The 14,520-nt window shown below is 70.7% G+C and carries 17 protein-coding genes; 10 read left to right on the forward strand and 7 right to left on the reverse strand.

Annotation, left to right across the window (positions count from 1 at the left end; genetic code table 11):
- Positions 1 to 2 precede the first annotated feature (2 nt).
- A complete protein-coding gene (locus ACFVW6_RS02400) occupies positions 3 to 1,148 on the reverse strand; it encodes an epoxide hydrolase family protein (protein ID WP_378824104.1) in 1,146 nt (381 codons plus the stop codon).
- Between the two features lie 90 nt (positions 1,149 to 1,238).
- Here ACFVW6_RS02400 and ACFVW6_RS02405 point away from each other — a divergent pair, with 90 nt between their 5' ends.
- The 5 genes from ACFVW6_RS02405 to ACFVW6_RS02425 all read left to right on the forward strand — a co-directional run bounded on the left by ACFVW6_RS02405 (position 1,239) and on the right by ACFVW6_RS02425 (position 5,122).
- On the forward strand, positions 1,239 to 1,886 hold the full coding sequence (locus ACFVW6_RS02405) for a TetR/AcrR family transcriptional regulator (protein WP_378824103.1): 648 nt from the start codon (positions 1,239 to 1,241) through the stop codon (positions 1,884 to 1,886).
- Between the two features lie 85 nt (positions 1,887 to 1,971).
- Positions 1,972 to 2,394: a VOC family protein gene (locus ACFVW6_RS02410; RefSeq protein WP_355274459.1), complete on the forward strand. Its 423-nt coding sequence runs from the start codon at positions 1,972 to 1,974 to the stop codon at positions 2,392 to 2,394.
- A 45-nt stretch (positions 2,395 to 2,439) separates the two neighbouring features.
- Positions 2,440 to 3,246, forward strand: coding sequence for an ABC transporter permease (locus ACFVW6_RS02415; protein WP_378824102.1), 807 nt, complete (start codon positions 2,440 to 2,442; stop codon positions 3,244 to 3,246).
- 97 nt (positions 3,247 to 3,343) lie between these two features.
- Positions 3,344 to 4,096, forward strand: a complete 753-nt coding sequence (locus ACFVW6_RS02420) for an ABC transporter ATP-binding protein (protein ID WP_378824101.1) — start codon at positions 3,344 to 3,346, stop codon at positions 4,094 to 4,096.
- Positions 4,097 to 4,126: 30 nt separating this feature from the next.
- Positions 4,127 to 5,122: an ABC transporter substrate-binding protein gene (locus tag ACFVW6_RS02425; protein ID WP_355274451.1), complete on the forward strand. Its 996-nt coding sequence runs from the start codon at positions 4,127 to 4,129 to the stop codon at positions 5,120 to 5,122.
- A 50-nt stretch (positions 5,123 to 5,172) separates the two neighbouring features.
- Here ACFVW6_RS02425 and ACFVW6_RS02430 read toward each other — a convergent pair whose 3' ends face one another.
- Entirely contained in the window at positions 5,173 to 6,354 is a 1,182-nt protein-coding gene (locus ACFVW6_RS02430) for a beta-ketoacyl-ACP synthase II (RefSeq protein WP_378825612.1), read from the reverse strand.
- A 371-nt stretch (positions 6,355 to 6,725) separates the two neighbouring features.
- Here ACFVW6_RS02430 and ACFVW6_RS02435 point away from each other — a divergent pair, with 371 nt between their 5' ends.
- The 4 genes from ACFVW6_RS02435 (at position 6,726) to ACFVW6_RS02450 (ending at position 9,598) form a co-directional block, all read left to right on the forward strand.
- Complete coding sequence (locus tag ACFVW6_RS02435) at positions 6,726 to 8,246, forward strand: MFS transporter (protein ID WP_378824099.1); 1,521 nt, start codon at positions 6,726 to 6,728, stop codon at positions 8,244 to 8,246.
- A gap of 72 nt (positions 8,247 to 8,318) precedes the next feature.
- Positions 8,319 to 8,750 (forward strand): SRPBCC domain-containing protein, encoded by a 432-nt coding sequence (locus ACFVW6_RS02440; RefSeq protein WP_357342326.1) that lies wholly within the window; start codon positions 8,319 to 8,321, stop codon positions 8,748 to 8,750.
- Entirely contained in the window at positions 8,740 to 9,069 is a 330-nt protein-coding gene (locus ACFVW6_RS02445; RefSeq protein WP_355274437.1) for a metalloregulator ArsR/SmtB family transcription factor, read from the forward strand. The genes ACFVW6_RS02440 and ACFVW6_RS02445 overlap by 11 nt, the downstream gene beginning before the upstream one ends.
- Before the next feature lie 16 nt (positions 9,070 to 9,085).
- The gene (locus tag ACFVW6_RS02450; RefSeq protein WP_357342328.1) at positions 9,086 to 9,598 is read left to right on the forward strand and encodes an SRPBCC domain-containing protein; all 513 of its coding nucleotides are present in this window, start codon (positions 9,086 to 9,088) and stop codon (positions 9,596 to 9,598) included.
- On the opposite strand, the gene ACFVW6_RS02455 is transcribed toward ACFVW6_RS02450, so the two are convergent.
- From ACFVW6_RS02455 to ACFVW6_RS02475, 5 genes are read right to left on the reverse strand one after another with little or no spacing between them, the layout of a single operon-like run.
- The gene (locus tag ACFVW6_RS02455) at positions 9,599 to 10,393 is read right to left on the reverse strand and encodes a thioesterase family protein (RefSeq protein WP_355274432.1); all 795 of its coding nucleotides are present in this window, start codon (positions 10,391 to 10,393) and stop codon (positions 9,599 to 9,601) included.
- Between the two features lie 20 nt (positions 10,394 to 10,413).
- Positions 10,414 to 10,632 (reverse strand): hypothetical protein, encoded by a 219-nt coding sequence (locus tag ACFVW6_RS02460; protein WP_378824098.1) that lies wholly within the window; start codon positions 10,630 to 10,632, stop codon positions 10,414 to 10,416.
- 56 nt (positions 10,633 to 10,688) lie between these two features.
- On the reverse strand, positions 10,689 to 11,342 hold the full coding sequence (locus tag ACFVW6_RS02465) for a response regulator (protein WP_378824097.1): 654 nt from the start codon (positions 11,340 to 11,342) through the stop codon (positions 10,689 to 10,691).
- A gap of 58 nt (positions 11,343 to 11,400) precedes the next feature.
- Complete coding sequence (locus ACFVW6_RS02470) at positions 11,401 to 12,435, reverse strand: sensor histidine kinase (RefSeq protein WP_378824096.1); 1,035 nt, start codon at positions 12,433 to 12,435, stop codon at positions 11,401 to 11,403.
- Positions 12,432 to 13,778: a serine hydrolase domain-containing protein gene (locus ACFVW6_RS02475; protein WP_387790539.1), complete on the reverse strand. Its 1,347-nt coding sequence runs from the start codon at positions 13,776 to 13,778 to the stop codon at positions 12,432 to 12,434. Before ACFVW6_RS02475 ends, ACFVW6_RS02470 begins: the two co-directional genes overlap by 4 nt.
- Positions 13,779 to 14,214: 436 nt before the next feature.
- Here ACFVW6_RS02475 and ACFVW6_RS02480 point away from each other — a divergent pair, with 436 nt between their 5' ends.
- Complete coding sequence (locus ACFVW6_RS02480; protein ID WP_378824094.1) at positions 14,215 to 14,520, forward strand: hypothetical protein; 306 nt, start codon at positions 14,215 to 14,217, stop codon at positions 14,518 to 14,520.

The following is a 14,520-nucleotide window of genomic DNA, read 5'->3' on the forward strand; positions in this document are numbered from 1 at the left end:
GATCAGGCGAGGCCGGCGAAGAATCGGCGGATGTCGCCGACCAGCACCTCGGGCGCCTCGTGCGCGGCGTAGTGTCCGGCCGCGTCGTTCGCGCCGCCCGTCGCGGCGGCGGTGTCGTAGGAATTCCAGCTGACGATATTGCTGTGATCGCGCTCGGCGAACCGGCGGATCGACTGGAAGTCACCGGCGAACATGGCCAGCCCGGTCGGCACCGTGGTCGGCTCGGTCGGGTGCTCGGTGGCGTGGGCGTCCTCGTAGTAGAACCGCAGCGACGAGCCCGAGGTGCCGGTGAGCCAGTACAGCGCGATGTTCGCGACGACGAACCGCGCGTCGATCGACTCGCCGAACAGCTGCGCGTTCCAGCCGAGCAGCCCGACCGGCGAATCGGCCAGGGCGTAGGCCAGGGTCTGCGGCTGCTGGCTGTGCAGGGTGTTGAAGGCCATCTTGTTCTCGTGGAACCACTGCAGGTGCGCCAGCGCGGCCATATCCGCCTCCGAGAGGCCCTCGAACTCGGCCGGATCGCCGGACGGGAACGAGTACAGCTGGGTGACGTGCACGCCCAGCACCTGCTCGGGCGCGATCCGGCCGAGCTCGGGGGAGACCATCGAGCCGCCGTCGTTGCCGATGGCGCCGTAGCGCTCGTAGCCGAGGCGCGCCATCAGCTCGGCCCAGGCGCGGGCGGTGCGGTAGCGGTTCCAGCCGGTGCTGCGGGTCGGGCCGGAGAAGCCGAAGCCCGGCAGCGACGGGATGACCAGGTGGAAGGCCGGATTCTCGGCCGATTCCGGCTCGGTGAGCGGGGCGATCACGTCCAGGTACTCGAGGATCGAGCCCGGCCAGCCGTGGGTGAGGATCACCGGCGTCGCGTCGGCCCGCGAGGACCGGATGTGCAGGAAGTGGATGTTCTCGCCCTCGATCTCGGTGGTGAACTGCGGGTACGCGTTCAGCTCGGATTCCAGTGCGCGCCAGTCGAACTCCTCGAGCCAGTACTCGGCGAGGGCGCGGACGCGGCTGGCCGGGACACCGTAGGCGTCGCCGACGCCGGGCAGCTCGTCCGGGAAGTGGGCGCCGCGCAGGCGGGCGGCGAGGTCGTCGAGCTTCGCCTGGGGCACGTCGATGCGGAAGGGGGTGATGGTGGCCGTGGCGGTCATGTCGACTCCTTGTTCTCGAAACGGAATGCTTCGTTCTGTTCCAAATCTAGCAGAACGGATCATTCCGTTTCAAGTGGTATTCTGAGATTCATGCCGAACCAGACCGAAACCGCAGCTCAGCCCCGCCTGTCCGGCCGTAAGGCACAGGCCGCGCGCAACGACGGACTCATCCTCGACGCCGCCCGCGCCGTCTTCCTGGACGATCCGACCGCGCCGATCGCGGCCGTCGCCGACCGCGCCGGCGTCGGCATCAGCGCCCTCTACCGGCGCTATCCGAGCAAGGAGGTGCTGCTGCGCACGCTGTGCCACGAGGGGCTGCGCCGGTTCAACGCCGAAGCCGATGCGGCACTGGCGGATCCGGACGGCTGGCGCGGCTTCGTCGGCTTCCTGGAACGGGTGGTCGAGGCCGATGTGCACTCGCTGACGGTGAAGCTCGCCGGCACCTTCACCCCCGACGATGCGATGCTGCCCGACGTCATCCACGCGGGCGAAGCGGGCGCGGAGCTGGTGCGCAGGGCGCACGCGAGTGGCCGGTTGCGGGCCGATTTCGATCCGCAGGACGTCGGACTGCTGCTGGAGGCGTGTGCCGCGGTGACCATGCCCGATCCGGTGCGCACCGCGCAGCTGCGCCGGCGCGTGCTGGCCCTGCTGCTCGACGGCATGACGGCCGAGGGCGACCTCCCCGGTCCGCCACCCGCCGACGGCGAATACGCCTGGCGCTGGGAGCGCAGGCTGTGAACAGGCTGTTCAGCCCGCGTCGAGCCGGTGCCGATGGCAGACTCGGCACCACCGCGTGACCGAACCACACCTCGGGAGGCACTCCGTGAACTGGACCCTGGAAGTCGTCATCGTCCCGGTCTCCGATATCGACCGGGCCAAGGACTTCTACGCGAATCAGCTCGGCTTCGTCGTCGACCACGACACCGTGATCTCCGACGACGTACGCATCGTGCAACTCACCCCGCCGGGGTCGGGCTGCTCGATCGTCATCGGCAAGGGCGCGGTGCCCGAGATGCCGCCCGGTTCGCTGAAGGGGCTCCAGCTGGTGGTGCCCGATATCGAGCGGGCGCACGCCGAATTGGTGGCCCGTGGCGTCGAGGTCACCGAGGTGCAGTCACTCGGTCAGAACCCGAGGCCGACACCGCATCCGCTCGACAATGTCGGCTTCGTCTTCTTCAGCGATCCCGACGGCAACGGCTGGGCCGTCCAGCAGATCTCGGCGCGGGCCGAGAAATCCTCGAGCTGATCCGAACCCTGTCGGGCGACCCGTGCGGCCGGGCACCATGCACGAATGCTGTTGGCGAGCCCCACCGAAACCGACGAGCGACGGATCCCGCTGTACCGCCGCTCCGGCTTCCTGCGCGCGCTCTCGCCGGTCGTGCTGCTGCTGATCTGGCAGATCGGCAGCACCGGCGGCTGGATTCCGGCCAAGAAGCTGCCCGCCCCCTCGGTCGTCTTCGACGCGGGGCTGGAGACCTTCCGCTCGGGTCAGCTCGGGGAAGCGCTGCTGGTCTCCGGCCAGCGCGCGCTCTACGGCTTCGTGCTCGGCGCGGTGCTGGCGCTGGCCCTCGGCGTGCTGGCCGGGCTGAGCAAGATCGGTGAGTACGCGGTCGATCCGCCGTTGCAGATGATCCGCACGATCCCGCTGTTCGGCCTGATCCCGCTGTTCATCATCTGGTTCGGCATCGGTGAGGAACCGAAGGTCTACCTGATCGCCCTCGGTGTGTTCTTCCCGCTGTACCTCAACACCTTCGCCGGTATCCGCCAGCTCGATCCCAAGCTGCTCGAGCTCGGCAGCGCCCTGCGACTCGGCCTGGCCGAACGGCTGCGGTTGCTGATCCTGCCCGGCGCGCTGCCGCAGATCCTGGTCGGCGTGCGGCAGAGTCTCGGTATCGCCTGGCTCTCGCTGATCGTCGCCGAACAGATCAATGCCAGCGCGGGTCTCGGCTTCGTCGTCAACAACGCCCGCGAATTCCTGCGCACCGACATCGTGGTGTTCGGCCTGGTGATCTACAGCCTGCTCGGCCTGGCCACCGACTCCGTCGTGCGCCTGCTCGAACGCCGCGCCCTGCGCTGGCGCCCGGCGGTCCATCGCTGATGTCCGCCCCCGCTCCCCGCGCCGATCGCCGGACCCACCCCGTCCCGGCCCTCGGCTGGCCCGCCACCCGCCGCCGCTCTACCGCGAGGATCCCGTCATGACCGCCGCCGCAGTCACACCCATCTCGGCCGAGGCCGCCGACCGCGCCCCCGCCACCCGAATCACCGGTCTGGGCAAGAAATTCGGTGACCGGACCGTGCTGGACGGGATCGACCTCGAGATCGGTGCGGGTGAGATCGTCGCGCTGGTCGGGCGCAGCGGCTCGGGCAAGTCCACGCTGCTGCGCATCCTCGGTGGGCTCGATACCGCCGGTCGCGGTGCGGTTTCCGGCGCGGGCAGGCCGACGATCGTGTTCCAGGAACCGCGCTTGATCCCGTGGCAGCCGGTGGTCCGCAATGTCGCGCTGGGCAGGCCGAAGCCGCGCAACCGGCGCGCGGACGAGCGGGCCGCGCGCGATCTGCTCGCCGAGGTCGGCCTGGCCGGGCGCGCCGATGCCTGGCCGCTCACCCTGTCCGGCGGCGAGGCCCAGCGCGCGGCGCTGGCCCGCGCGCTGGTGGCCGAGCCGACCCTGCTGCTGCTCGACGAGCCCTTCGGCGCCCTCGACGCGCTCACCCGCCTGAGCATGCACGAGCTGCTGCTCGGCCTGCACGCCCAGCACGCGTTCGGTGTGCTGCTGGTGACCCACGACGTGCTCGAGGCGATCACTCTGGCCGACCGCGTCCTGGTCCTCGACGAGGGCCGCATCGCCGCCGAGGTGGCCATCGAGCTGCCGCGACCGCGCACCGCGGCCGCACCGGAGGTCGCCGAGTACGCGACGCGCCTGCTGGCCCTGCTCGGCGTCACCCACTGAGATTTCCACCCCCGCACGAAAGTTGTTCCCGTGAAACGCACTCCGAAGTCCCGCCTGGCCGGGCTCGCCCTCGCCGTCGTCGCCGCGCTCTCGCTGAGCGCCTGCGGGGACGACGCGGCGACCGACGCCGCGCCGTCGGGCCCGGTCGACCTGAGCACCGTCACGCTGAAAGTCGGTGACCAGAAGGCGATCTCGATCGAAGTGCTGCTCAAGGCGTCCGGTCAGCTGGAGAACCTGCCCTACAAGATCGAGTTCTCCACCTTCACCGCGGGCCTGCCGCTGGTCGAGGCGGCCAGCGCCGGTGGCATCGACATCGCGCAGACGGGCAACACCCCGGTGATCTTCGGTGCGGCGTCCGATGCCGATATCAAGATCGTCGGCGCGCTCTCGGCGACCGGCAAGGGCGACGCGATCCTGGTCGGCAAGGACTCCTCGATCGGCTCCGTCGCGGCGTTGAAGGGCAAGAAGGTCGCCGTCTACAAGGGCAGCTCGGCCAACGCCAATCTGCTGCTGCAGCTGCGGAAGGCGGGCCTGTCGCTCGGCGACATCGAGCCGGTCTACCTGGCGCCCGCCGACGGCTACACCGCGCTGACCCGCGGCGACGTCGACGCCTGGGCCACCTGGGATCCCTACACCGCGATCGCCGAGAAGGAGATCGGTGCCAAGCCGATCGCCACCGCCGATCAGGCCGCCAACGGCTACAACTTCTGGGCGGCGGGCAAGCACGCCGTGGCCGACGCGGGCAAGTCGGCCGCGATCGCGGACTTCTTCCAGCGCTACGCCGCCGCGACCAAGTGGTCCTCGGACAACCTCGACACCTGGTCGACCAAGTACGCCGAACTCACCCAGATCAGCGTCGACGCGTCCCGCACCACCTGGACCCGCTCGATCAAGGAGCCGATCAAGCTCACCGATCAGGTGATCGCGTCCGAGCAGGAGATCGCCGACGCCTTCACCGCGGCCAAGGCCATCCCGGGCAAGGTCGACTTCGCGTCCTTCGTCGACACCAGATTCGACAAGGCGTAGTCGCCACCGAGCCGAACGCGGCGCCGTCGATCCCCGGATCGGCGGCGCCGCTACGCTTTTCCGAACGCCAAGGCGACGTTGTGCCCGCCGAAGCCGAACGAGTTGTTGAGCGCGTAGTCGATACGCTGCGGACGGGCCGTGCCCGCGACGATGTCGAGTTCGACCACCGGGTCGGGGTGATCGAAATTCAGTGTGGGCGGGACGATCTGCTCGCGCAGGCTCAGGACCGTGAGCACCGACTCCAGCGCGCCCACCGCGCCGATCGAATGGCCGAGCGCCGATTTCGGCGCGTACACCGAGGCATCGGGGGTGACCGCGGTGATGGCCGTGGCTTCGGAGGCGTCGCCGACCGGCGTCGACGTCGCGTGCGCGTTCACGTGGTCGATATCGGAATCCCGCAGGCCCGCGGTCCGAATCGCCTTGCGCATCGCGCGCGCCGCCCCGGCCCCCGCCGGATCGGAGGCCACGATGTGGAAGGCGTCGGAGGTGATACCCGCGCCGAGCACCCTGGCGTGGATCCGCGCCCCACGGGCTCGCGCGTGCTGTTCGGATTCGAGGACGAGCAGCGCGCCCGCCTCGCCGAAGACGAAGCCGTCGCGGTCGCGATCGAACGGCCGCGAGGCGCGGTCCGGCTCGTCGTTGCGGGTGCTCATCGCCCGCATCATCGCGAAACCCGCGATGGGAACGGGGTCGATATGGCCCTCGACGCCACCGGTGACCACCACGTCGGCCTCGCCGGTACTGATCAGCCGCCACGCGTGCGCGATCGCCTCCGACCCCGACGAGCAGGCCGAGACCGGCGCGAAAACGCCGCCCTGCGCGCCGATCTCGAGTCCGACGGTGGCCGCGGGGCCGTTGGGCATCACCATCGGAACGGCCAGCGGCGAGACCTTGCGGTAGCCGCCCGCCCGCATCGCGTCGACGGCGTCGATCAGCGCGTCACCGCCGCCGAGCCCGGTGCCGATGGCCACCGACAGCCGCTCGGGGTCGACCTCCGGCGCGCCCGCCGCCTGCCGGACCTGTCGGCCGAGGACCAGCGCCATCCGCTCGACGTAGGAGTGCCTGCGCTGTTCGAGGAACTGCTGGTCCAGGCGCTGGCGACGCAGCGCCCCGACCTGGCCGCGGTCTTCGCCGACGTCACCGAAGTGACGCTGCTGCGCGCCCGGCTCCTCGGCTTCTTCGACCTGAACACCGACGGCGCCGAGGCCGACAGCGTGCGGGTGCTGCTCCAGGTGCTCGGCGCGGCGTGCGCGCCGGATTCGCCGTATCAGGACTACGCGAACGCGGCCATCGCCACCTTCGTCGCCGAACTCGCCGCCGCGCTGCGCCGGTCGGGCCTGGCGGACGATCCCGAGGTGGTCGCCACCCTGCTCGTCTCGGGACTGCGCGGCATCATCCAGGATCGGGTGATCACCGGCGACCGGGAGCGCACCGGCCGGGCCGCGCGCACCCTCGTCGACGCGGTGCTGCCCGAACGCTGAGTGTGCGCTGCGCCGCCGCGCTCGCTCCGGCCGGAACCGCCGCCGACTCGGTAGGTTGAGCAGCGGATCGAGCGCCACGGATCCGGAAACCGGTCACGACCAGGAATCGGCGGTGAGGCGGCATGGTGAGCGAGACGACGAAGACCTACGGTGCCATCCGGTGGGTGATGCTCGGGGTGCTGTGCGCCAGCCTGTTGCTGGTCGCGATGGACGCCACCATTCTCAATGTCGCGCTGCCCTCGCTCATCGACGATCTCCAGGTGGGTCCGCTCGAGCAGCTGTGGATCATCGACATCTACGGCCTGGTGCTCGGCGGCTTGCTCATCACCACCGGCGCGCTCGGTGACCGGGTGGGCCGAAAGCTGTTGTTCATCAGCGGTTTCGTGCTCTTCGGCATCGCCTCGGTGATCGCGGCGACCGCGGGCAGCGCGGCCCAGCTGATCGGCGGCCGGGTGCTGCTCGGGATCGGTGGCGCGATGGTGATGCCATCGACGCTCTCACTGATCCGCAATATCTTCACCGACCCGCGCGAGCGCACGATGGCCATCGGGATCTGGGCCGCGGTCGCCGGCGTCGGCGCCACGGTCGGGCCGATCATCGGCGGTTTCCTGGTCGAGCACTTCGGCTGGTCCTCGGCGTTCTGGCTGAATGTGCCGGTGGTCCTGGTGACGGTGGTGGTCGGGCTGTGGGTGCTGCCGGAATACCGTGCGCCGCAGGCGGGCAGCCTCGACTGGTTCGCGGCGGCGCTGTCGATGATCGGCATCGTGTGCCTGGCCTGGGGCATCAAGCATCTCGCGAAAGGTGAAGCGGGACCGGTCGACTGGGTGATCCTGGTCGTCGGCATCGGCGCGATGTACTGGTTCGTCCGCCGCCAGCTCACCGCCGACGATCCGCTGCTGGACGTGCGCCTGTTCCGCAACGGCGCGTTCACCGCGGCCGCCGTCGCGACCCTGCTGGCCATGATGGCCATCGGCGCGGCCATGTTCCTGGTCTCGCTGTGGCTGCAATACGTCCACGGCTACAGCCCGTCGCAGGCGGGCATCCGGATGCTGCCCGCGGCTCTCACGCTGCTCACCGCCTCGCTGCTGACGCCGATGCTCATGGACAAGTTCGGCGTCCGCGCGGTGCTCGGGGTCGGCCTCGGCGCGGTGTCGCTGGGGTTCCTGCTGCTGGCGGTGAGCCCGGAGCCGACGACCTATCCGGTCGTCGCGCTGGTCCTGGTGTCGTTCGGGCTCGGCGACGGCATGGCGGTGACCGCGGCCGCGGCCGTCCTCGTCGGCGCGGTGCCCGCCGATCGGGCCGGTCAGGCGGGCGCGGTCGAGGAGACCAACTACGAGGTCGGCGTGGGCTTCGGCGTCGCGCTGCTCGGCAGTCTGCACGCCAGGATCTTCAGTCAGCACATGGCGAACCCGCCGGTCCCGGCCGACAAGGCGGAGCAGGCGAGCGGGTCGGTCGGCGGGGCCTACGAGGTGGCCACCGAACTGCCCGAACCCGCGCACACCCAGCTCGTCGACGCCGCGAGCCATGCCTTCGACACCGCGCTCACCACGACCTCGTACATCTCCGCGGTGGTCGTCGCGCTGGTCGCGGTCGGCGCGGTGTGGCTGGTCCCGCGCGGGTTCCGGGTCACCGGCGGGCACTGACCCTTGACGCAACCAGTTGGTTGCCATACTCTGAGTTGCAACCAACTGGTTGCTACTGACGAGGAGAACATCATGGGATTCCCTGATCAGATCGTGCGAACCGTCGAGCTCGCCCATCCGCCCGCCAAGGTGTGGGCGGCGCTCACCACCGCCGAAGGGCTCGCGAGCTGGTTCGGCAACACCGCCACCATCGACCTGCGCCCGGGTGGGGAGGCCAAGATGACCTGGAAGGAAGGTCATGTGGCCAATATGCGGGTCGAGCGGGTCGAGGAGCCGAACGTCTTCGGCTACACCTGGCAGATCTACGGCCTGCCCGATGACGACCCGCGGCGCACCTACGTGGAGTTCACCCTCGAACCGGTCGGCGCGGGCACCAGGCTGACCGTGATCGAGGCAGGCTTCGCCCAGCTGCCCGACGCGCAGTACAAGGAGGCGTTCGAGGGCAACACCGGTGGCTGGAAGAGCGAGCTGGGCGAGCTCGTCGAGTACCTCGATGCGGCCTGAGCTGGAGGCCACCGCCGAACGGGTCTTCGTCGCGCTGGCCGATCCGAGCAGGCGCTCGGTCCTGGCCGCCCTCGCCGCGGACGGGCCGTCGACCGCGACCGACCTCGCCGATCGCCTGCCCATCACGCGGCAGGCGATCGCCAAACACCTCGCCCTGCTGGCAGACGCGGGCCTGGTGATCGCGGAACCCGGCGAGCGGCGGCGCGTGCGCTATCGCCTCGATTCCGCACCCATGCGAGTGGCCCAACAGTTCCTGGCCGCGCTGGCGCGCGACTGGGACGGCCCACTGGACGCGCTCCGCCGTCACCTGGACGGCTGAGCCGAAAGGAAAAGCAATGAGCGACACCGATTTCACCGTCACCATCACCGTCGACAAGACTCCCGACGAGGCCTTCGCCGCCGTCAACGACGTCTGGTCCTGGTGGTCGGAGACCATCGAGGGCAGCACCGGCACCGTCGGCGACAGCTACCTGTTCGAGGTCCCCGGCATCCATCGCTGCACCATGACCACCACCGAGTCCGTGCCCGGCCGCCGCCTGGTCTGGCACGTGACCGACTCGCACCTCGCGTTCATCGCCGACACCACCGAATGGGAGGACACCGACGTCGTCTTCGACATCACCGAAGGCGCGGACGGCACCGAAATCCGTTTCACCCATCGGGGTCTGGTGCCCGCGGGCGAATGCTACGAGGTGTGTTCCAACGCCTGGGGCGCCTACATCACCACGAGCCTGCGCGGCCTGCTCACCACCGGCCAGGGCGATCCGTTCCGGCGCACCAGCACCGCGGAATCGGAACTGCGCAAGCACGGCAACGACGACCTGGTGAACCTGGACGCCCTGCGCTGATCAGCCGCGCGGCGCGATGAGCAGGGTCTGCGTGCTGCGTCCGATCGGTCCGGTCTCGTCGAACAGCGCCGATTCGGCGAGGCCGATGCCGTGCGGCTGCGGATGGGTCACCGCGTCCAGGCACACCCATTCGCCGACCGGCTGCCGGTGCAGGGTGACGGTGAGGTCGGTGTTGATGAACAGGTACTTCGCCCAGTCGAGCACCGAACTCACCCCGTTGCCCGAGTCGGCCGCGGCCAGCGTCCGCTCCAGCGGGCTCGGTGTGGTGCCCGCGACGATCGGGTACTTCAACCTGATCCAGCACACCGCGGGCCCCGGTCGCCCGAAAGAGCCGGAGGCGAAACGGTATTCGATGCCGGTGTGGAATCCGATCGCCTGATCGGAGGGGAACACCTCGGGTTCGGTCGCCGTCGGCAGCGGGCGCGTGCCGCTCGGCAGGAATTCGACCGGCAGATCGAGCGCGGGCTCACTGCGCTTGAGTCGCCACGCGTTGGCCTGCATCACCGGCCCCCGCTCCGACGACAACGTCGCCTGGATGAGTTCCACGCTCCGCCCCGACCGCACCACCTCGGCGGTCGCGGTCAGCGGCGCGAGCGGCACCGGCCCGAGGATCTCCACCGCGACCCGCCCCACCTGGAACCCCTCGCGCGGCTCGCACCGCTCGATCACATGTCCGAGCAGCGCCGACGGCGGGCCGGCGTGCTGCGCGTCCGGCGACCAGGGCCCGCGGGTGAGCTCGGTCGACTCGAACCGGTTCGGGTCCGCGGGATCGGGGAGATAGAACGCATCGGCCATATCGCCGACGCTACCGCAGGCTACTGCCCGCCTCCGGCGGAGCCGGTGGTCAGGGCGGTGAGCAGGTCGAGGAGGGGGCGGATGGGGCAGGGGTTGATGTCGGTGGAGGTGCAACCGATGGACGCGGAGCCGGAGTCGGCGACGGGGGTCGCGGCCTGGGCGGTGCCGAGCGGGGCGGCGAGGGACAGGGCGGCGGCCGCGGCGGCGCCGGCGACGAAGCGTTTCGTGCGTGCTTGCATGTCAGCACCCTACTGACCGGCGCGCACGGGGAAAGCCCCCGAAATCCTGGGCTCGCTCAGCGCCTGGTCAGCCCCGCCTCGTGGGCGAGGATGGCGGCCTGGACCCGATTGGTCAGGCCGAGGCGGCGCAGGATGCCGCTGACGTGGGCCTTCACCGTGGACTCCGCGACGAACAGTTCGGCGGCGATGTCCTGGTTGGCCAGCCCCCGGCCGACGCCCGCCAGGACCGCCCGCTCCCGGTCGGTGAGTTCGGCGATCCGGGCCCGGGCCGCGGTCTTGTTCGCGAAACCGCCGCCGTCCCAGCGCGCGATCACCTTCTTCGCGATACGCGGCGACAGGTAGGCGCCGCCGTCGGCGACCGCGTGCACGGCGAGCAGCAGTTCGCGCGGATCGGAGGCCTTGAGCAGGAATCCGGCCGCGCCCGCGTCGAGCGCCGCCGTCACGTAGTCGTCCTCGTCGAACGTGGTGAGGACGACGACGGCGATCTCGGGTGCCACCGCCCGGATCGCCGCGGCGGCCGCGAGTCCGTCCAGGCGCGGCATCCGCACATCCATCAGCACGACATCGGGTCGGTGCGCGATGGTCAGATCCACGGCTTCCCGGCCGTCGGCTGCCTCGGCGACGACCTCGATCCCCTGGTCGGTGCCGAGGATCGAGCGGATCCCGGCGCGGATCATCGCCTCGTCGTCGGCGAGCAGGACCCGGATCACGGTGCCGCCGTGGGAAATCGAGCGCGCACGACGAACATGGCGCCCTCGACGCCCGCCGTTATCGTGCCACCGGCGAGGCGTGCGCGGGCACGCAGGCCGTCGAGTCCGCTGCCGTCGCCCGGCGGGATCCGGTCCGCGCGTCCGTGTCGGCTGCACGAGATCGGCCGGGTGGTCCAGCCGGGGCGCGGTGGGCGTCGTCGCCCGCGTCCTTTCGGTCGGGTCGTGCGGGCGAGCCACCGCAGCCGCGCGATGGATGCCGGGTGATGTTGTCGCGCAGGGGATTGGCGATGGTGACTGTCGCTTGCGCCGATGTCTGTTCGAGGATGACCGTCACCGGCGCACCGGGTGAGTGGCGCGCCGCGTTGGTGAGGGATTCCTGGACCACCCGGTAGATCGCGCGGTCGGGCAAGGGCGGCAACGGTTCACCGTCGTTCGGCAGATGTAGATCGACCGCCATTCCCGCGTCGATCGCGCGCTCCACCAAGACCGCGACGGGTTCGTCGCGAGGGACGGACGGCGCGGAGCCGTCCCGCAAGACCGCGACGGTGCCGCGCAGCCGATCGGTCGCCGCCACCGCCGAGGCCCGCAGGCGTTGCGCGGCAGCCCGATTCGGCTCGGGGAGATCGGTGGACAGTTCGAGCGCCCCGGCTTGCAGGGCGATGAGGGCGAGGTCGTGCCCGAGCGAGTCGTGCATGTCGGCGGCGATCGCGGCGCGCTCGCGCAGGGCGACACGCTCGGCGATCAGGGCTTGTTCCTGCTCTAGCCGGGCCACCCGGTCCCGGCCCGCCACGATCAGCGCGGCCTGCTGCCGCCGGAATCGTCCGGCCAGCCACGGCAGCACGACGAACACGGTCTGGCTCAGGATCGCCCCGAGCCCGATCGAGAAGTCCACCGCGCAGTAGAGGAGGCCGGGTGCCGCGGCCACGGCCTGCACCAGCCAGCCCCGCGCGACCGGCACCCGGCGGCCGTACAGGTACGCGGCGACCGCGAGTCCGGCGAACACGGCCTGCCGCCAGGCGGGCAGCGCGTCGAGGAAGAACCCGTTGAGCGCGCACCCGCCCGCGAGCAGCGCGAGTCCGGCGTAGTTCCTCATCGGCTCGAGCTTAGTGAGCGCAGCCGCGACAGCCGGGCGATCAGGATCGCGGCTCCGGCGAACGCACAGGTCAGCAGGGTTATGGTGAGCGGTGCGGGGAAATAGGTGAGTTGCGCCCAGGTGACGGTCCGTCCGTTCATCAGCACCGACATCGCCTGGGGACAGCTCGCGAACAGCGCGATCGGCAGGGCGGCGGGCACGCAGCGCGGCACGATCCACCACCACCGGCTGTCCCCACGACGCTCGGCCCAGCGCCGGGAGCGGAGCACGCCGGCGACGCCGAGTCCGAGCGCGCCCGCCATGACCGCCGCGAGCGCGGCCTCGATGCGCAGCCTGGCGTCGACGAGCGGTTCGGGCGGCTCGCCCCGGCCCAGCGCGACCAGGCCGGTGAGGATCGCGTAGGTGTCGTCGTGGAGTGCGGCGCTGTTGGCCAGGACCGCGAAGCCGTAGCCGGTGGCGGGGTCGAGCGCGGCCGCCGAGGTGTAGGTGAACAGATTGCCGGAGTGGGTCAGCAGCGGCGCGCCGTGCTCGGTGTCGAGGCCCCAGCCCATGCCGTAATCGCGCACCGGGGTCGGCGCGTGCATCAGTGCCAGGCTGTCGGCGCCGACCAGCGGTGGGCCGTCGCCGGATTGGGCGATGAGCCACCGGCCCATATCCGCCGCCGAGGTGACCACGCCGCCGCTGCCGCTGTCGTCGAGGAAGCCCCGCAGTTCGGCGCGGGCGGTCCAGTGTCCGAACAGGGAGTTGAAACCGGCGGTGGGAGTGATGGTGTCGTCGCCGAGAGCGCTGTCCGGCATGCCCAGCCGGTCGAAGATCCGCTGCCGCAGGAACTCTCCGAAATCCGACCCGCTCGCCACCTCGACCAGCCGCGCCGCGAGGTTGTAGTTGACGTTCGTATACGCCCATCGGGCGCCCGGTTCGGCGGCGAGCCGGGCGGTCCGCAGCGTCGCGGTGTAGCGCTCCAGCGAATCGGCGGACTCCGTCGCGCGGATGTCGACGGTCCGATCGGCGAACCCGGAGGTCTGATTCAGCAACTGCCGTACCGTGATCCGATCCGAGCGCGGGTCGGCGGTGCGGAACCCGGGGAGCTGCTCGGCCACGGGCCGGTCCAGCCCGATCGCCCCGTCCTCGACCAGCATCATCACGGCCGTCGCCGTGAACGCCTTGGTCAGCGAGGCGATCCGCATCGGCGTCCGCGCGGTGATCGCCGCCCCGGTGGCGTCCCGCCCGTAGCCCGCCGCGTGCACGATCTCCCCGTTCCGAGTGATCACCGCCGACAGTCCCGGCACCCCGGTGTCGCGCACCGACTCGGCGAGATAGTCGTCGAAAGTGCTGGCGGACAAAGTGATCCGCTCCGGCTGTGCCACCGCTACGGCTGGCACGACAAGCCCGACGACCGCCCCGGCGACCACCGCCAACACCCTCGCTCTGCTTCCCATACCACGAAGCTAGGTATCCGGCCCACCCCGGCGAACCCGCCGAACGGCGCCGTCACCCCCTACGAAAGTCGATAGGACAGCAGCTGCCCGTCAGGTCGCGCCGGGCGCGGGTCGCCGTGCCGCTATCGCCTGCGGACCACCGGGCCCCTCGAATACGGTCGCCTGGTGGTGTGGTTCAGTCTGCTCTTCCTGCCGCTGGTGCTCTGGCCGCTGATCGCGGCGACCCGGCGGGGTCTGCTGATCGGGCTCGGGCTGCTCGGCGCGCTCGCGTTCGCGCAGTACGCGGTGATCAGCCGGTGGGTCTTCTACGGCGATCCAGCCGCTGCCCGCCGAACTCTCCGTGCGCTCGACCGCGCCGGGCTACTGCGCCTCCCTCTCGTCGAACAGCAGCTGCACCCGCGAATTCGCCATCGGCGCCACCGACACGACCCCCGCCCAGATCACCGACCGCCTCCGCGGCCACTTCGCCGACACCCGCTCCTGCACCTTCGAACACAACCGCGGAACCACCCCCACCGACGGCTACTGGTGGGGCGAGTGCCCCCTCGAAGGCTGGCCCCTGGACCGCCACGAAACCAGCATCAGCCTCAGGGAACTTCCCGACGGCACCGTTTCCCTGACCCTCTACTACCTCGACGACTGGTGA

The organism is Nocardia sp. NPDC058244 (genome assembly GCF_042882065.1).
GTDB lineage: Bacteria > Actinomycetota > Actinomycetes > Mycobacteriales > Mycobacteriaceae > Nocardia.